Origin of the sequence: Streptomyces sp. NRRL B-24484, from assembly GCF_000717715.1 — a bacterium.
Classification (GTDB): Bacteria; Actinomycetota; Actinomycetes; order Streptomycetales; family Streptomycetaceae; genus Kitasatospora.
On the sequence record NZ_JOAI01000028.1, the window covers coordinates 33190 to 50104 of the forward strand.

A 16915-nucleotide genomic window follows, 5' to 3' on the forward strand; every position below is an offset into this window, starting at 1 on the left:
GGCTCACCCGTCGGAGCGCGCCGCGACCGCCGTCCGGCCGGCCCGCACCGGACGGGCGTCCGCCGCCGGACCCGTCTCCGCGGACGGTGCCGGTTCGGCCTGCGGGGTCGTCCGCCGGGGTGCGAGCAGCGCCGAGACGATGCCGAGGGCGGCCAGCGCCGCGCCCACCCACAGCGCCGGCTTGAAGGCGCCGACGAAGGCGTCGGGGCTGCCGTACACACCCGGGCCGGTGAAGACGGCCGCGAGCACGGCCACGCCGAAGACTCCGCCGAGCTCGCGGATCGCGCTGTTCGCCCCGGAGGCGACGCCCGCCTCCTGCGGCGGGACGGCGCCCGTCACCGCGTTGGCCACGGTGGGGAAGCACATCGAGGTGCCGACGCCGGCCACGGTGAGGGCGATGCTCAGCTGTGCGTACCCCATGCCGGGGTCGGCGATCGCGGCGACCCAGCCGAGCCCGGCGGCCTGCAGGGTGAGGCCGGCCGCCATGAACGGCCGGTTGCCCCACCGCTCCGAGAGGGCGCCGGCGATCGGCGCGACCACCATCGGCGTCGCCGTCCACGGCAGGATCCACAGGCCCGCGGCGAGCGGCGAGTTGCCCAACCCGATCTGCAGGAACTGCGACATCAGGAAGAGCGCGCCGAACAGCGAGGCGTACATGAAGAAACTGACGCCGTTCGCGGTGGCGAAGCCCCGCAGCCGGAAGAGGCCGAGCGGCAGCATCGGGTAGCGGGCCCGCCGCTGCCGGGCGAGGAAGCAGACCACCAGCACCGCTCCGGCCAGCAGCGAGAGCACCACCTCGGCGCTGCCCCAGCCGGCCGTGTCGGTCCGGACGAGCCCCCAGGTCAGGCCGAGGAAGCCGGTGCCGGCCAGGGCGAGACCGGGAAGGTCGAGGCGGGGCCGCGGGCCGAAGCTCTCGGTCAGCCGGCGCAGCGCGAGCGGGGCCAGCACCAGGCCGATCGGGACGTTCAGCCAGAAGATCCACTGCCAGTCGAGGCCGTTGGTGATCGCTCCGCCGACCACCGGACCGGCGGCGACGGCCAGGCCCGCGATGCCGCCCCAGAGCCCGATCGCGGCCCCGCGCTTCTCGGCGGGGAAGGCCTGGCTGATCAGGGTGAGGGTCAGCGGCATCACGATCGCCGCGAAGCCGCCCTGCACCGCCCGCGCCGCGATCAGCACGCCCACCGACGTGGAGAGCGCGGCCGCGGCCGAGGCGGCGGAGAAGCCGAGCAGCCCGACGGCGAACATCCGCCGCCGGCCGAACCGGTCACCGAGTGCCGCCCCGGTCAGCAGCAGGCAGGCGAAGGAGAGGTTGTAGGCGTTGACCGTCCACTCCAGGTCGGTGAGCTTCGCACCCAGGTCGACCCGGAGCACCGGCAGTGCGGTGGTGACGACCAGGGTGTCGAGGGCGACCATGAACAGGCCGAGGGACGCCAGGACGAGGGTCCACGCCTGGTGCGGCCGGCCGGCGGCCGGCGCGACGGGCCCGGGGGCGTGCGGGGTGGCTGCGGAGGGCATGGGAGGCGCTCCTTGCGGATCGGGTGTGCCGGAATCGGTCTCACTGGACCGACGGACGGCCGGGCGCCGGATCGACACGGAACGCCCGGGAATCTCCCGGAACGGGAGAATCGTCGGAGAAGGTGTCGATCCGGGCGGGCGCCGACCGTCGACATGACGGGAGGGCCCGGCCGGCGGGCCCGATCGAGGAGGGATCGCGTCATGGCGCAGTACCTGATCCTGGTCTACCGGGACGAAGCCCGGGTGGCCGCCGCCTCCGCGGACGAGTGGGAGGCGGCGCTCAAGGACCACCTCGCGTTCCAGGAACGCAATGCGGCCGCCCTGCTCGGGGCCAACGCCCTGCACTTCACCGAGACGGCCACCTCCGTCCGCCCGGACGGCTCCGGCGGCTTCGCCGTCACCGACGGGCCGTTCGCCGAGACCAAGGAGGCGCTCGGCGGCTACTACCTGGCCGAGGCGGCGGACCTGGACGCGGCCATCGCGCTGGCCCGGCAGGTCCCGGCGCACTTCGGCGGCGGCGTCGAGGTCCGGCCCGTCCGGGTGTTCGACTGACCGGGTCCGCCGATGGCCACCGACCCGGCGGTCGCCGCCGCGGTCGCGGACGCGCACCGGCGCGAGTGGGCCTTCGTGCTCGCCGCGACGGCGCGCGTCACCCGCGACCTCGACCTGGCCGAGGAGTGCGTCCAGGATGCGTACGCCAAGGCGCTGACGGTGTGGGGCGAACGCGGCATCCCGCGGCGCCCCGGCGCGTGGCTCACCACCACCGCCCGCAACCGGGCCACGGACGAGCTGCGCCGCCGCGCCGCCCTGCGCCGGACGCTGCCGCACCTGCTCGACCGGACCGCCGCCCCCGCGGCGGAGGAGCTCGTCGTGCCGGAGGCGGCCGCCGAGGGCGAGGAGTTCCCCGACGACCGGCTCCGGCTGATCTTCACCTGCTGCCACCCGGCGCTCGCCGAGGAGGCCAAGGTCGCCCTCACCCTGCGGCTGCTCTGCGGCCTGACCACCGCCGAGGTGGCCCGGGCCTTCCTGGTCGGCGAATCCGCCATGGCCGCCCGCATCACCCGTGCCAAGAAGAAGATCGCCGCCGCGCACATCCCGTACCGGGTCCCGCCCGCCGGTGAACTGCCCGAGCGGATCGACGCCGTCCTCACCGTCGTCCACCTGGTCTTCACCACCGGCCACACCGCCCCCGCCGGCGACGACCTCGTCCGCCGCGACCTGGTGGAGCGCGCCGTCGACCTCGCCCGGATGCTGCGCACCCTGCTGCCCCGGGACGCCGGGGTCGCCGGGCTGCTCGCCCTGATCCTGCTGACCGACGCCCGGCGCGAGGCCCGCTCGGCCGCGGACGGACGGATGCTCCTGCTCGCCGAGCAGGACCGGCGGCGCTGGGACCGCGCGCAGATCGACGAGGGCCTCGCCCTCGTCCGCGAGGCGCTGCGCCCGCGCCCGCCCGGGCGCTTCGCGCTGATGGCGGCCGTCGCGGCCGTGCACGCCGAGGCGCCGAGCTGGCAGCGGACGGACTGGCGCGAGGTGGTCGCGCTCTACGACCTGCTGGTGCAGATCTGGCCGTCGCCCGTAGTGGCCCTGAACCGGGCCGTCGCGGTGGGCTTCGCCGACGGCCCGGCCGCCGGACTCGCGGCGCTCGACGCCCTGGCCGCCGAACCGCAACTGGCCGGCTACGGCTACCTCGCCGCCGCCCGCGCCGACTTCCTGCGGCGCCTGGACCGCACGGCCGAGGCGCGGCTGGCCTACGGGGAGGCGCTGATGCTCACCGCGAACGCCGTGGAACGCGACTTCCTCGCCGAGCGGCTGCGCGAGCTGGACGCCCCGGGCCCGGCCTGAGCCCGGGCGGCGCTCTACCGAGGTCCGGCGGGCGGCGGGCGGCGGCGGTCAGCGGTGGGCGGTCAGCGGTGGGCGAGGGCGAGCCGGAGTCCGCCGTCGGCCGAGGCCGGCAGGTCGAGGGCGGCCGCCACGTCCGGCGGGAGGTCGCGCAACCCCAGCAGGCCGGCGGTGAGTTCGGCGGTGGCGCGGTGCCAGTCGCCGGCCCGGCGCAGCAGGGTGTGACCGCTGCCCGTCACCCGGTAGCCGGCCGCCCGGGCGCCGGCGCCGCGGGCCCGCCCGGCGAAGCGCAGGGTGGCGTCGGGGGCGGTGACCCGGTCCAGGTCGCCGTGCAGCATCAGCAGGCGGCGGCCGGTGAGGTGCGCGCACGGCTCGTCCTCGGGGCACCAGGGGGCCAGTGCGACCACGCCGGTCACGCAGGGGTGCCCGCCGGCCCGCAGGGCGGCGCGGCCGCCCATCGAGTGGCCGATCAGCACGGTCGGCACCGGGCCGAGCTCCTCGGCGAGGTCCTGCAGGGCGGCGAGGGTGTCCCGGGCGGCGTCGGCGCGCTCGCCGTTCCAGCCGCGGCAGCGGTAGCGGACGACCCCGACCGCCACCCCGGCGCCGGCGGTGGCCTTCTCCACGGCACGGGCGAAGGGGCGCATCCGCAGCCCGGGCAGGTTGATCGGACCGGGCCGGTGCAGGCCCGCCTCCTGGCCGCCGTGCAGCACCAGCACCGCGGCGGCCGGCGCCTCGGGCCGCTCGCGCCACACCAGCGCCCGGTGGCCGGGTGCCCCCGGGACCGCCTGTCCGTCCATCGCCGTCACTCCTGTCAGCCGAGGCTGTCACTGTACGCGGCGCCGCCCGGCGGCCGGGAGGACGGTCCGGGGCCGGTGGTGCCCCGTGCGCGGGCGGTTCGCCGTCCGGCCCGCCGCGGCGGCCCGCGGCTCGTAGGGTTGGGGGCGTCCACCGGCAGCCGCGCCCCCGGCGGCAGGCCGTCCGACGAGAGACCGTCACCCCCGAAGGAGAGGCCATGCCTGACGCCCCCTCGACCCCGCCCGCCGCGGGCGCCCCCGTCCGGGCCGAGATCGGCGTGATCGGCGGCTCCGGCCTGTACGCGCTGCTCGACGACGTCACCGAGGTCGTCGTGCAGACCCCGTACGGGCCGCCCAGCGACTCGGTCTTCCTCGGCGAGGTGGCGGGCCGCAGCGTCGCCTTCCTGCCGCGGCACGGCCGCGGGCACACGCTGCCGCCGCACCGGATCAACTACCGCGCCAACCTGTGGGCGCTGCACTCCCTCGGGGTGCGGCAGGTGCTCGGCCCCTGCGCGGTCGGCGGGCTGCGCGCCGAGTACGGTCCGGGGACGCTGCTGGTGCCGGACCAGTTCGTCGACCGGACCCTCGGCCGGGCGCAGACTTTCTACGACGGCCTGCCGCTGCCGGACGGCTCGCTGCCCGAGGTCGTGCACGTCTCGATGGCGGATCCGTACTGCCCGGACGGCCGCGCGGCCGCCCTGGCCGCCGCCCGCGCCAACGCCTGGGAGCCGGTCGACGGCGGCACCCTGGTGGTCATCGAGGGGCCGCGGTTCTCCACCCGCGCCGAGTCCCGCTGGTTCACGGCCAGCGGCTGGTCGGTGGTCGGCATGACCGGCCACCCGGAGGCCGTCCTCGCCCGTGAACTCGGCGTCTGCTACACGTCGTTGGCGTTGGTCACCGACCTGGACGCGGGCGTGGAGACCGGCGAGGGCGTCACCCACGCCGAGGTGCTGGAGGTCTTCGCCCGCAACGTGGACCGGCTGCGCACCGTCCTCTTCAAGGCGGTCGCCGACCTGCCGGCGCACCGGGACTGCGTCTGCTCGCACGCCCTCGACGGTCTGGAGACCGGCCTCGCGGGCGTTCCCGAGCCGTCCGCTGGCGGCTGACCGCGCGGGCTGCACCTGTCGCCGGGCGGGGCCGGCGCGCCCGTACCCGCGGGTGCGCCGCGCGAGCCCCGCGGGGAGAACCGTTTCGCTGCTCCGGCCGCCCCCTAGTCTGGCGGTTCCGAGGGCCCGGCCCGCCCGACGCGACCGGGCCCTCGGGCCGTGCCCCGTCGTGCCGGGGTTCAGGAGGCCCGGCGGGGCGCCGCCTTCTCGGCGGTGGTCTTCGCGGCGGTCTTCTTCGCCGGAGCCTTGCGCGCCGCAGCGGCCTTCTTGGCGATTGCCTTCTCGGCCGGCGCCTTCCGGGCCGCCGGCTCCGGTGCGACGCCCTCCCCGGCGCCAGCGCCGGCACCAGCACCGGCGGTGGCGGCCGGGCCGGCCGTCGCGGACCTCGCGTGCCCGCTCTTCGCCGCCTGGACGCTGCTGCGCAGCACCGACATCAGGTCGATCACGTTGTCGCCGCCCCCGGCCGCCGCCTCCTCCTCGCCGTACGGCACCTCGACGCCCCCGGCCTCGCAGAACCGCTTCTGGCGGATCCTCGCGCCGTCCTCCGCATGCACCTGGTGCAGGGTCGGGCCGCTGTGCTCCTCGGTCGCCGCGTACAGCTGCACAGGTACGCCGACCAGCCCGAACGTGATGACACCTTTCCAGGTGACCCGGTGGCATGACCTGTCCCTTTCATGGGGATCTACCACGGTATGCCGGAGCGACAGGTCACAGAAGTCGAAGGCCGCCGCCTGGTCCTCTCCCACCTCGACAAGGTGCTCTGGCCGGCCACCGGCTGGACGAAGGGCCAGGCCCTCTACTACTACGCCCAGGCTTCGCCGCACCTGCTGCCGCACGTCCGGCGGCGTCCGGCCACCCTGCTGCGGTTCCCCTCCGGGGTCGGCGAGGAGGGCTTCTTCGCCAAGAACCCGCCCCCCGGCCTGCCCGACTGGGTCCGCACCATGGTCGTCGACAGCCACGAGGGCCCCAAGGAACGCGTCACCGTCGACGACCTGCCCACCCTGATGGCCCTCGCCAACGGGTACGCCCTCGAACTCCACGTCCCGCAGTGGAGCGCCGACACCGGGGCCGCCGCCCACGACCGGCTGGTCATCGACCTCGACCCCGGCCCCGGCACCGACATCACGCTCTGCTGCGCCGTCGCCCTGCTCGTCCGCGAACGCCTCGCCGAGGACGGCCTCACCGCCCACGCCAAGACCTCCGGCAGCAAGGGCCTCCACCTGTACGCGGCACTGCGGCCGAGCGAGGCCTCCGCCGTCGTCGGCTACGCCCGCGCGCTCGCCGAACGCCTGGCTGCCGACCACCCCCGGTACGTGGTCAGCCGGATGGCCAAGGCGCTGCGCCGCGGCAAGGTCCTCGTCGACTGGTCGCAGAACACCACCGCGAAGACCACCGCCGCCCCCTACACCCTGCGCGCCACCGCCGTCCCCGGCGTCTCCACCCCGATCACCTGGGCCGAGGTCGAGGGCTGCACCGCCCCCGACGAGCTCGCGTTCACCCCCGAGGACGTCCTCGCCCGCCTCGCCGCGCACGGCGACCTGCTCGCCCCGCTCCTCGACGAGGCGGCGGAACTCCCGGTCGCCGAATGATCGTTGCGAACCCGGTGCCCGGTCGGTGTCACCCGCCGTCGGCCCACAGTCGGCGCGCCCGGGCGACCTCCTCGCGGCGGACGGCCCCCTTCCGGCTGTACACCCAGGGGCCCCACCAGTCCGGTGCCAGGGGTGTGAGGGCACGGGCGGAGGCCTGGTCGGGATGCAGGCCGAGGCGGCGCAGCGGGGCGGCACGGACCCGGACGGTGATGTGGCCGCGCCAGCGCCCGCCGAGCGCGGGATCGGGCCCGCAGGCGTGGTCGCAGCGGATGTCCTGCTCGTCAACGGGTGACCAGTCGATGCCGCGGTCGCGCAGTCAAACGGCGAGGGCGAACCCCGGGCGCGGCGGGCCGGACAGGTTCTCGACGGTGAAGAGGGTCACCCATTCCCCGGGATCCATGGTGCTCGTGGTGTCCATCGACCCAGCGTGCCAGCCCGGCTGACGCCCCGTCTCCCGGATTTCCGGGCGGCCGACGGACGGTCGGACCCGGCCGGTAGGGTCCCGGGTATGACACACGGGTTCGATCTCGTCGAAGGTGTCGCGGCCGGTCTCGAAGACCGTGCGGCGGCCTGGTGGTTCGTGCAGGACTTCGCGGAGCACTGGGTCGCTCCGCTCGCGGAGGGCGACGGCTGGGCGGAGGCCGACCTCGCCGCCGCCGAGGAGCGGCTCGGCCACCGGCTGCCCGCGGCGCTCCGCGAGGCCTACGGCCGGTTCGGCCGGCGCACCGACCTCACCGCCAACCGGGACCCGCTGCTCGGCCCCGCGGAGCTCCACCTCGACGCCGAGGGCGACGTCCTGGTCTTCCGCCACGCGACGGAGGGCGCCGCCGCCTGGGGCGTCCCGCTCGACGAACTGCACCGGCCCGACCCGGCCGTGGTGCTCGGGGCCGACGGCAGTCGGAGGCCCTGGCTGGACCGGCTCTCGGTGGCCCTGGTCGAACTCGTCCTCTCCGAGTCCCTGCACGCCCCCGACGCCCCCGCCGACCTGCTCGAACCGCTCGACGTCGCGACGCTCCTCGCCCTGGAGGACGGCTACGTCCAACTGCCCTTCCCCGACTACCCGGTGTTCGCCGCGCCGGCCGGCAGCCGCTGGTTCGCCGGCGACGACGTGCTGCTCCGCGCGGACGACGGCGGCGCCCTCCGCGCCCGCGCCCGCACCCCCGAGGCCCTCGCCGGCCTCCGCAAGAACCTCCCCGGCAGCTGGCTGAAGGCCGACGGCGCGTGAACCGGGCGACCCCCTACGGCCGAGCCGCCCGCGCCGCCGGCGCCGTGGTCGGCTCGGCCGTAGGGACGCCCTCGGCGCCCCCTTCGAGTTCGGCCCGGCCGGGGTGTTCTCGGCCCGCTTCCCGGTGCCCGGCGCGGGCGGCGAGATGTGCGGCGGTGGCGGCTGGGAACCCGGTGAGGCCACCGACGACACCCAGATGGCCGTCCTGGTCGCCGAATCCCTGCTGGAGCGCGGCAAGCTGGACCTGCCGGACCTCTTCGGGCGGTTCCGCCACTGGGCGGCCTCGGAACCCAAGGACATCGGCATCCAGACCGAGGACGTCCTCACGAGCGGCCTGCCCTGGGACCTCGCGGCCGCGGTCCACTTCCAGACCAGCCTCCGTGCGGCGGGCAACGGTTCACTGATGCGCGCCGCCACCTCGGCCGTCCGCTTCGCCCGGGACGGCCGGTCGGCCACCATGGACGCCGCCAGACGGATCGCCGCCCTCACCCACGGCGACCGGGCCGCCTGGGAGGGCACCGCGATCCTGCACGAACTGGTCCGCGCCGGCCTGGACGGCGGCGACCCGCTCGCCGCGCTCCCGGCCACCCTCCGGGCCGTCGACCCGGAGAGCCGCGACCGCTACGCCACCGTCCTCGCCCCCGACTGGCACCCCGACCGGGCCACCGAGTTCAACGGCGCCGTCTGGCCCTGCCTCGGCTCGGCCGTCTGGGCGCTGCGCACCACCACCGGCTTCGAGGAGGCCCTGCGGGCCGCCGTCGACCTCGGCGGCGACACCGACACCGTCGCCGCGGTCGCCGGCACTCTCGCCGGAGCCGTGTACGGCCTGGACGCCGTCCCCACCCGCTGGACCCACCCCCTGCACGTCCCCCTCCCCGGCTCCGGCGGCCGCGTCCTGCGCCTCCCCGACCTCCTCGACCTCGCCCACCGCCTGGACGCCTGACCCGCCGCCGGGCGCGGCCCACGGAGCCGCCACCCGCGCCACCCGCGGCCCCAGGGCGCGGGTGGCGCGCTGCGCGACGACCCGATGGAGAATCCCGAGGTCGGCCCGGTGGCCGTGAGCGGGGGCCTACGGAAGTCGTACGGATCGACCGGGCGGGCCGGCTGCCTGTCCTCGGCGGCGTGAACGCGTCCGACGGCGACAGCCGACCTCCGAACGCCGGCCGCATCCCGGTGGCCGCCGAGCCGGTCGACGTGGACGGCCGCGAGATCACCCGGGTGCTGGGCAACCTGCCGGTCAACGCGATCCGCTGCACTCCCGCGGACGGCGTGGTGGCGGTCGCGGCGCGCGGAGGACGAGGTGCTGGTCTCCGTGACGGACGGCTGCGGGGGCATTCCCGAGGCCGACCTGCTGCGGGTCTCCGAGACCGGCTTCCGCGGCGCCGCGGCCCGGACCCCGCGGAGCACGAGCGGTGGCGCGGGCCCGCACCACGGGGACTCCGGGGCGGGCCTCGGCCTGGCGATCGTCCGCGGCATCGTCGAGGCGCACGCCGGCCGGGCGACCGTCCGCAACACCGCCGGCGGGTGCTGCTTCGAGATCGCGCTGCCGGCCGCCGGGGCCGCCCGTCCCCGAGCGGCACCGGCAGGCGGGGACCGCCGGAATTTGTCATAGCCGCGACCGAATCCGTTTACAGCCGCCGGAGTCCGCGCTACGTTCCGAATGGGAGCGCTCCCACCCCTTCGCCCGGGCGCCCGGGCTTCCCGGGGACCGCCCCGCGGTCCCCGCCCCACCTGCCGAGAGGGACGACGCACATGGCCGACATCCGTCGACGGTTACACCTGCTCAGCCTGCTGACCCTGCTCGCCGCACTGCCGGCCCTCGTGCTGGTGGTGCTGGGCAGCCCCCGGGCCGCGGCCCACGGAGCGCCGATGGCGCCCGGCAGCCGGACCTACCTCTGCTACCGGGACGCCATCACCCCCACCGGGGAGATCAAGCCCCGCAACGCCGCCTGCGCCGCCGCGGCCGCCACCGGCGGTACCACGCCGTTCTACAACTGGTTCTCCGTGCTGCGCTCGGACGGCGCCGGCCGGACCCGCGGCTTCGTCCCGGACGGGCAGCTCTGCAGCGGCGGCAACACCAACTTCACCGGGTTCGACCAGGCCCGCACCGACTGGCCGCTGACCCACCTGACCAGCGGAGCCCCGTTCACCTTCAGCTACAACGCCTGGGCGGCCCACCCCGGCAGCTTCCACCAGTACGTGACCAAGGACGGCTTCGACCCTGCCAGGCCGCTCACCTGGGACGCCCTGGAGAGCTCGCCCTTCCAGTCGGTTGCGAACCCGCCGCTCTCCGGCACGGTCGGCACGATCGACGGCAAGTACACCTGGAACGGCACGCTGCCCGCGAACAAGTCCGGACGGCACATCATCTACACCGTCTGGCAGCGCTCGGACAGCGCCGAGACCTTCTACTCCTGCTCCGACGTGGTCTTCGACGGCGGCGCCGGCCAGGTCACCGGTGTCGGCGACGGCACCGGCCCGACCGACCCGCCGCCGTCCGGCGCGGCCTGCTCCGCGACCTACCGCACCGTCGGCGGCTGGTCCGGCGGCTACCAGGGCGAGGTGACGGTCAAGAACGGCGGCACCACCCCGATCCTCGGCTGGATGGTCCACTTCACCCTGCCCGGCGGCCAGTCGCTGGCGAGCGTCTGGAACGGCGTCAGCACCGGCACGGGCACCGCCGCCACCGTCGACAACGCGGACTGGAACGGGTCCCTCGCCGTCGGCGCCTCCACCACCTTCGGCTTCGTCGCGAACGGCGGCGCACCCGATCCCGCGGCCGCCTACTCCTGCATGGTGATGTGACCGCGGGCCGACCGACCGGCCCGACCGCAGCACGGCCTGCCGGCGAACCGCCCGCCGGCAGGCCCCGCGCGCACGCCGCCGCCCGTCCGGGCCGGAAAGGGCCCCGCCCCGCCCGCGCCGGGCGGTGTGGCGGACCGTCAGCCGCCCGCAGGACGCCGCGGTGACCCGGCCGACCCGCGCCGCGAGGTGAGGCACGCCCCGGCCGGTACCGCCTAGGCTGGCCCCATGAGGGCGCTGCGCAGTCTCGACCGCCGACTCTTCGCCCGCGTTGCCGTCAGCCGGCTGCGCGGGGCCCACCCCGTGCTGCCCCGGCTCAGCAAGGCGGCCAACCACGGGGTGCTCTGGTTCGGTGTCGCCGCGGCCCTCGCCGCCACCGGCAACCGCACCGCCCGGCGGGCCGCCCTGCGCGGCGCCGGCTCGCTCGCCCTGGCCTCGGTGCTGGCGAACGTCCCGGCCAAGTACGCCACCCGGCGGCCCCGGCCGCTGCTCGACGACGTCCCGCTCGCCCGGCGGCTGGCCGTCCAGCCGCTGACCACGTCCTTCCCTTCCGGGCACTCCGCCTCCGCCGCGGCGTTCACCGTCGGCCTGGCCCTGGAGTCGCCCGCGATCGCCGTCTGCGCGGCCCCGGTGGCCCTCGGCGTGATGGCCTCCAGGGTGTACGTCGGCGTCCACTACCCGGGCGACGTGCTCGCCGGGGCGGCGCTCGGCGCCGGCGCCGCACTGCTCACCACCCGGTGGTGGCCGCGCGCCGCCGAGGAGCCGGCCCGGGCGGCCCCGGCGCGGCTCACCGCCCCCGCCCTGCCGCGCGGAGCCGGGCTGGTCATCGTCGTCAACGCCGACTCCGGGCCGGACGGGCCGGACGCCACCCTCGCCGAACTCCGCCGGCTGCTCCCCGAGGCGGAGGTCGTCGAACGCGGGCCCGAGGACGACCTGCGCGCCCTGGTCGAGGAGGCCGCCGGCCGGGCGGCCGCGGCCGGCGGTGCGCTCGGCATCTGCGGCGGCGACGGGTCCGTCAACCTGGCGGCGTCCGTCGCCCGGCGCACCGGCCTGCCGCTCGCCGTCTTCCCCGGCGGCACCCTCAACCACTTCGCCCTCGACCTCGGCGTGGACGGACTCGCCCGTACCGCCGAGGCGGTGGAGAGCGGCAGCGCGGTCGCGGTCGACGTCGGCCGGGTCAGCGGACCGGACGGCACCGACCTGCCCTTCCTCAACACCTTCAGCATCGGGGTCTACCCGGACCTCGTCCGGATCCGGGAGCGCCACGAGAAGCGGCTCGGCAAGTGGCCGGCCCTCGCCCTCGCCCTGGTCGAGGTGCTCTCCTCCGCCGAGCCCGTCCGGGTCTCCGTCGCGGGGGTGCCGCGCAACCTGTGGCTGCTGTTCGCCGGCAACAGCGTGTACGACCCGCCCGGCTTCGCGCCGACCCGGCGCACCCGGCTCGACGACGGCCTGCTCGACGTCCGCGCGGTCGACGGCAGCCACCCCTTCGCCCGGACGCGACTGGTCGCCGCCTTCCTGCTCGGCACTCTCGGCCGCTCCCCGGTCTACCGCGAGGCCCGGCTGTCCGCCCTCGACCTCACCGACCTGCGGGGTGTCGCCCACGCCGCGGTGGACGGCGAGGTCGTCGACGCCCCCGACCGCCTGCTGCTCGCCAAGACGCCCGCCGGGCTGACGGTCTACCGCCCCGCCGAGGCCTGATCCGGCCCGGCGCCGAGCTGCCCGACCGCGGCCGTCACCCCGTGCCGGCGGAGCCGTTCGGCCAGGAACTCCATCTCCACCTCGGTACCGGTGAGGCCGCTCCCGGCCAGTTCGCCGGCCGGCCGCCGGGCCTCGGCGAGCGAGCGGGTACCGTCCTCGCGCAGCACGCGCAGCAGGGCGAGCCCGCTCACCGCGGGCCCCACCGGCCGGACGGCGAAGGTGCCGTGCTCGGCCAGCAGCTCCCGCCGGACGGAGTCGGGCGCCGGGCCCCAGTCCTCCTCGCAGGAGACGACCGAGCAGTCGGCGCCGTCCGTGTCCACGCCCCGGCCGAGCCGCCCCCACCGCACGAACCGGCCGACCTCACGGCGGACGGCGCCGCCGCACCGCCCGCACTCCACCGTGCTCCGCACCGCCCGACCGGTCACCGTGCCTCCCTCTCCGGCCCGCATCCTGCCACCGCGCCCCGTCGGACCGGCATGATGGGGGAGTGCCCGAAGGCGACACCGTGTACCGCACGGCCGCGCAGCTGCGCGAGGCCCTGGCCGGCCACCGGCTGACCGCGGCCGACCTGCGCGTGCCCGCCCACGCCACCGCCGACCTGACGGACCGCCTGGTGCTGGACGTGGTGCCGCGCGGCAAGCACCTCCTCACCCGCTTCGACGGCGGTCTCACCCTCCACACCCATCTGCGGATGGACGGCCGCTGGGCGGTCTTCCGCACCGGCGAGAAGTGGCACGGCGGCCCGGCGCACCAGATCCGCGCCGTGCTCGGCACCGCCGAGCGCACCGCCGTCGGCTACCGCCTGCCGGTCGTCGAACTGCTCCGCACCGCCGACGAGGACCGGGCCGTCGGCCACCTCGGCCCCGACCTGCTCGGCCCGGACTGGGACGCCGCCGAGGCGCTGCGCCGGATCGCCGCCGACCCGGCCCGGCCGGTCGGCGAGGCCCTGCTCGACCAGCGCAACCTGGCCGGCATCGGCAACGTGTACGCCAACGAGCTCTGCTTCATGGCCGGCGTCACCCCGTGGACCCCGGTCGGCGAGGTCGCCGTGCTCGACCGGGTGCTCGCCAAGGCGCAGCAGCTGCTGGAGGCCAACAAGCTGCGGGCCGACCGGATCACCACCCGCGACCCGCACCCGGACCGCCGCACCTGGGTCTACGGCCGGGGCCGCCGTCCCTGCTCGCGCTGCGGCACCCGGCTGCGCACGGCCCCGCACGCCGAGGACCGCCCCGCCGTCTGGTGCCCGCACTGCCAGCGCGGCCCGGCCCCCGGCTGAACCGCCCGGCCGGGGACGGCGCCCGCGCTCACGGGGTGCGCCGCCCGGCCGCGTCGAGGCGGGCCAGCTCCAGGGCCGCCGCACCGAGGCCGGCGGCGAGCCGGGAGGCCTGCGCGGCGGGCAGGCCGCCGAGCCGGTCGGCGAGGTCCTCGACGGCGTCCCGGGCGATCTCGGCGGCGACCTCCGCCGGCCCGGCCGCCGGGCCGAGCTTGGAGACGGCGGAGGCCGCCCGGGCCGGGGTGAGCAGCGCGGCCGCCTCCTCGACCAGCCAGCCGGGCACGCCGGCCGCCCCGCCCGGCGGGGCGGTGTACGGGCGGGCGCCACGGTAGCGGGCGTCCTCGGCGAACCCCGCCTGCTTGACCTTGAGCACCGGCCGCCCGGCGGCCACCGGCAGGTCCCCGGCCGGCTTCAGCACGTACCCCTCGGCGAGGTTGCCCACGAGCGGCGGCAGGCCGAACCCGGCGGGGACACGGCTCGGGAAGGCCGCGGGCAGGTCCTGCAGCCGGACCAGCGGGCCCTCGGCGAGCAGCGGGGCGCAGAGCAGCCCGGCGGCCGACGCGGCCCGCCGCAGCGCCGCGTCGGCCGCCCACCACCGCTCGCCGCGGACCTCCACCACCGCGTCGAAGACCGACCAGTGCAGGCCCGGCGCGTACCAGACACCGGTCTGCACGGCCTGGGCGCCGTCCTGCGGCGGGACGGCCGGATGCGGGTAGCGGCCGCCGAAGAGCTCGCCGTACAGCACCACCCGCCCGGCCCCGGGGTACGCCTCGCACAGGGCCGCGGCCGCGCGGCCGGCGGCCACCGACAGCGCCGGCCAGATCCGGGCGAGCCCGAAGAAGGCGTCCAGTGCGTCGCCGTCCAGCGGTGCGCGCCGCTTGGCCGCCCGGACCGTGCCGTCCTCGCAGAGCAGGGCGAGGTGGGCGCCGTGGACCTTCTCGGTGGCCGTCCAGCGGCGGACGGCGGACCGGCTGAGCGCCGCCCGCTCGGGGATCTTCGGGTACGGGACGAAGGCGCTGTCGGACATCCGCCGAGCATCCCGGCCCCGTCCGGCCGACGGCAACGGCATTTCCCGGCGGCCCGGCCGGCGCCGCGGCCGCGCGGTCAGGGCTCGACGAGGGCCGGGTGCCGGGGGTCGTCGACCTTCACCGCCAGGTCGGCCGCCTCCCGCGGCCCGGTCTCCGCCTCGTAGCGGGCGAAGGCCGGCAGCGTCCAACGCTCCGGCCCGGCGGTGTGCCGGGCGAGCGCGCCAGGCCCCATCGACAGGTGCACCGTCAGCTCGAAGGGCAGCCAGCGGCCGAGCAGCAGCGGCCCGTCCAGCAGCAGCACCCCGCCCGGCGGCAGCTCGGTGTACGGCGCCCGGGTGGCCCGGTCGGCGGCCGCGTCCCACAGCGAGGGCAGCACCCGTCCGCTGCCGCCCGGGTCGAGGGGCGCCAGCACCTCGCGCAGCAGCGCGCCGTCGTCGAGCCACAGGTCGTGGAAGGCGTCGGCGTCCTGCCGGCCGTACTCCAGACGGATCGAGGCCGGGCGCAGGAAGTCCGCGGCGGACACCCGCAGCACCGGGCGGCCGCGCAGCCGCAACGGCCCGACCAGGGCGTCCGCGAGCCCGCCGGGCCGCGCCGCGTCGGCGCCGTCCACCGCGACCCGCACCCAGGGCGCCTCCCGGGCGGCGTCCTCGACCCGGTCGGCGACCAGGGCGGTCAGCCGTTCCGGCGAGATCGGTGTCACCCGCACCCTGCTGCTCCTTCCCGTCGCCCCGGCCGACTATATTTCGCCGCGACTGACGGGCCGTCGGGGCCCGGCGCCGTACCCGAGGGGAGACCGCCGTGTCCGAACCGACCCTGGCCGACGTCGGTGCGCTCGCCGCCCGCGCCCACGCCGGGCAGACCGACAAGATCGGCGTCCCGTACGTCGAGCACGTGCGGGCGGTGGCGGCCGGCCTCGCGCCGTTCGGCACCGGCCTGCAGATGGCCGGGCTGCTGCACGACGTGCTGGAGGACACCCCGCTGACCGCCGAGGACCTGCTGCGCGCCGGCGTGCCGTCCGCCGTGGTGGCGACCGTCCGCCGGGTCACCAAGGTCCCGGGCACGCCCTACGAGGAGATGCTGGCGCGGATCGCCGGCGACCAGGCGGCGGCCCTGCTGAAGATCGCCGACAACGCGCACAACTCGCGGCCCGAGCGGGCGGCGCAGCTGCCCGAGGCGGACCGCCTCCGGCTCGCCGAGCGCTACCGCGCGGCCCGCCGGGTGCTCTGGCCGGCGGTCGGCGAGGCCGACGTCCGGGCCGTCGTCGGCCTGGTCAACCCCGCTCTGCTGGCCGAGCTCGACTGACAGCGGCGGCCGCGGTGGCGCCGCCACCACCGGACCGCTGTGGCCCGCCGGCCCGGGCAGGAGCACGCTGGAGGCAGGAACGCGGCCGGCCCCGCCCGCCGCGGCGGCCCGCTGCCGCCGGGCGCCACGGGCCCGCCGACCGCCCGAGCGCAGGGAGCGGCCATGTCCGACATGCAGCAGCGGATGAACGACAAGGCGGAGCGGGACGAGGAGGACGTCCGCTCGCGCGACCCCGAAGAGGGCATCACCTCGTACCAGACCGCGCACGCGCAGGACGAGTCGATGGCCGAGGGCGACCGCCTCGACGAGCCCGCCGAGGAGCTCGGCCGGTGAGCGCGCTCGCCGGCGAGGGGCCGCACACCAGTGAGTGGCAGGTGCGGCTGATGGTCACCGAGGACGGCGACGTCACCAGGGCGCACGCCGTCCTCGAGTCCGGCGGCACCGTGACGGCGGGCACCGGCGCGATGCAGGCGGACGCCGAGGCCCGCCGCAGCAGCCACGATCCCGCCGTCCCGATGATCGGCGACGAGCTCGCCGTCGGCCGGGCGCTGCTCGACCTCGGGCACCGCCTGGTGCACGCCGGTTCCGTCGCCGCCGAGGCGGCCGAGTCGGCCCGCCGCCGCGACACGGAGTGACCGTGCACGACCGACCCGCCCACCGCCGGAAGAAGGTAGCCGCAGGCGACAAGTAGTGTGCGAAACAGCTGAATCGTGACCTTCCAGCACCCGTGGACCGGAACCCGCC

17 protein-coding genes and 2 pseudogenes are annotated in these 16915 nt (G+C 76.9%); 13 read left to right on the top strand and 6 right to left on the bottom strand.

Annotated features, from left to right (window positions below; translation table 11 throughout):
- Positions 1-3 precede the first annotated feature (3 nt).
- A complete protein-coding gene (locus IE98_RS0124200; RefSeq protein ID WP_078661247.1) occupies positions 4-1515 on the bottom strand; it encodes an MFS transporter in 1512 nt (503 codons plus the stop codon).
- Positions 1516-1716: 201 nt separating this feature from the next.
- Between IE98_RS0124200 and IE98_RS0124205 the strand changes: the two genes are divergently transcribed.
- Together IE98_RS0124205 and IE98_RS0124210 are read left to right on the top strand one after the other, a co-directional pair.
- Positions 1717-2067: a YciI family protein gene (locus IE98_RS0124205; protein WP_030272267.1), complete on the top strand. Its 351-nt coding sequence runs from the start codon at positions 1717-1719 to the stop codon at positions 2065-2067.
- A 12-nt stretch (positions 2068-2079) separates the two neighbouring features.
- Complete coding sequence (locus IE98_RS0124210; protein WP_030272269.1) at positions 2080-3357, top strand: RNA polymerase sigma factor; 1278 nt, start codon at positions 2080-2082, stop codon at positions 3355-3357.
- Positions 3358-3419: 62 nt separating this feature from the next.
- On the opposite strand, the gene IE98_RS0124215 is transcribed toward IE98_RS0124210, so the two are convergent.
- Positions 3420-4151, bottom strand: coding sequence for an alpha/beta fold hydrolase (locus tag IE98_RS0124215; RefSeq protein ID WP_052390897.1), 732 nt, complete (start codon positions 4149-4151; stop codon positions 3420-3422).
- Positions 4152-4366: 215 nt separating this feature from the next.
- Between IE98_RS0124215 and IE98_RS0124220 the strand changes: the two genes are divergently transcribed.
- Positions 4367-5254 carry an S-methyl-5'-thioadenosine phosphorylase gene (locus IE98_RS0124220; RefSeq protein ID WP_052390898.1) on the top strand — a complete coding sequence of 296 codons (888 nt, stop codon included), beginning with the start codon at positions 4367-4369 and terminating at the stop codon, positions 5252-5254.
- 179 nt (positions 5255-5433) lie between these two features.
- Here the strand turns inward: IE98_RS0124220 and IE98_RS49355 are convergent, their stop codons facing one another.
- Complete coding sequence (locus IE98_RS49355) at positions 5434-6000, bottom strand: Ku protein (protein WP_420706216.1); 567 nt, start codon at positions 5998-6000, stop codon at positions 5434-5436.
- On the opposite strand from IE98_RS49355, the gene ligD reads away from it, so the two are divergent.
- From ligD to IE98_RS0124265, 6 genes and pseudogenes are all read left to right on the top strand, one after another.
- Entirely contained in the window at positions 5947-6843 is an 897-nt protein-coding gene (gene ligD / locus IE98_RS0124230) for a non-homologous end-joining DNA ligase (protein ID WP_030272277.1), read from the top strand. The two genes, IE98_RS49355 and ligD, sit on opposite strands and share 54 nt — an antisense overlap.
- Positions 6844-7351: 508 nt before the next feature.
- The gene (locus IE98_RS0124245; RefSeq protein WP_030272280.1) at positions 7352-8068 is read left to right on the top strand and encodes a hypothetical protein; all 717 of its coding nucleotides are present in this window, start codon (positions 7352-7354) and stop codon (positions 8066-8068) included.
- Positions 8044-9011 (top strand): annotated as a pseudogene (locus IE98_RS0124250) (ADP-ribosylglycohydrolase family protein). Before IE98_RS0124245 ends, IE98_RS0124250 begins: the two are co-directional and overlap by 25 nt.
- Before the next feature lie 230 nt (positions 9012-9241).
- A pseudogene (locus IE98_RS51080) lies at positions 9242-9680 on the top strand (sensor histidine kinase); the annotation flags it as partial.
- Positions 9681-9820: 140 nt separating this feature from the next.
- The gene (locus IE98_RS0124260; RefSeq protein WP_030272286.1) at positions 9821-10873 is read left to right on the top strand and encodes a lytic polysaccharide monooxygenase auxiliary activity family 9 protein; all 1053 of its coding nucleotides are present in this window, start codon (positions 9821-9823) and stop codon (positions 10871-10873) included.
- A gap of 225 nt (positions 10874-11098) precedes the next feature.
- Positions 11099-12568, top strand: a complete 1470-nt coding sequence (locus IE98_RS0124265) for a bifunctional phosphatase PAP2/diacylglycerol kinase family protein (RefSeq protein ID WP_030272287.1) — start codon at positions 11099-11101, stop codon at positions 12566-12568.
- On the opposite strand, the gene IE98_RS49360 is transcribed toward IE98_RS0124265, so the two are convergent.
- Complete coding sequence (locus tag IE98_RS49360; protein WP_052390900.1) at positions 12547-12993, bottom strand: hypothetical protein; 447 nt, start codon at positions 12991-12993, stop codon at positions 12547-12549. The two genes, IE98_RS0124265 and IE98_RS49360, sit on opposite strands and share 22 nt — an antisense overlap.
- Before the next feature lie 62 nt (positions 12994-13055).
- On the opposite strand from IE98_RS49360, the gene IE98_RS0124275 reads away from it, so the two are divergent.
- Positions 13056-13844 (top strand): DNA-formamidopyrimidine glycosylase family protein, encoded by a 789-nt coding sequence (locus tag IE98_RS0124275; protein WP_030272291.1) that lies wholly within the window; start codon positions 13056-13058, stop codon positions 13842-13844.
- 28 nt (positions 13845-13872) lie between these two features.
- Here IE98_RS0124275 and IE98_RS0124280 read toward each other — a convergent pair whose 3' ends face one another.
- Together IE98_RS0124280 and IE98_RS0124285 are read right to left on the bottom strand one after the other, a co-directional pair.
- Complete coding sequence (locus IE98_RS0124280; protein WP_052390901.1) at positions 13873-14868, bottom strand: RNA ligase family protein; 996 nt, start codon at positions 14866-14868, stop codon at positions 13873-13875.
- A 77-nt stretch (positions 14869-14945) separates the two neighbouring features.
- Complete coding sequence (locus IE98_RS0124285) at positions 14946-15575, bottom strand: uridine kinase (RefSeq protein ID WP_030272295.1); 630 nt, start codon at positions 15573-15575, stop codon at positions 14946-14948.
- Positions 15576-15667: 92 nt separating this feature from the next.
- On the opposite strand from IE98_RS0124285, the gene IE98_RS0124290 reads away from it, so the two are divergent.
- The 3 genes from IE98_RS0124290 (at position 15668) to IE98_RS42975 (ending at position 16806) form a co-directional block, all read left to right on the top strand.
- Positions 15668-16171, top strand: coding sequence for an HD domain-containing protein (locus IE98_RS0124290; protein ID WP_030272297.1), 504 nt, complete (start codon positions 15668-15670; stop codon positions 16169-16171).
- A gap of 162 nt (positions 16172-16333) precedes the next feature.
- Positions 16334-16504, top strand: coding sequence for a hypothetical protein (locus IE98_RS49365; RefSeq protein ID WP_159401039.1), 171 nt, complete (start codon positions 16334-16336; stop codon positions 16502-16504).
- On the top strand, positions 16501-16806 hold the full coding sequence (locus IE98_RS42975) for a dsRBD fold-containing protein (RefSeq protein WP_052390902.1): 306 nt from the start codon (positions 16501-16503) through the stop codon (positions 16804-16806). Before IE98_RS49365 ends, IE98_RS42975 begins: the two co-directional genes overlap by 4 nt.
- The last annotated feature ends 109 nt before the right edge of the window (positions 16807-16915 follow it).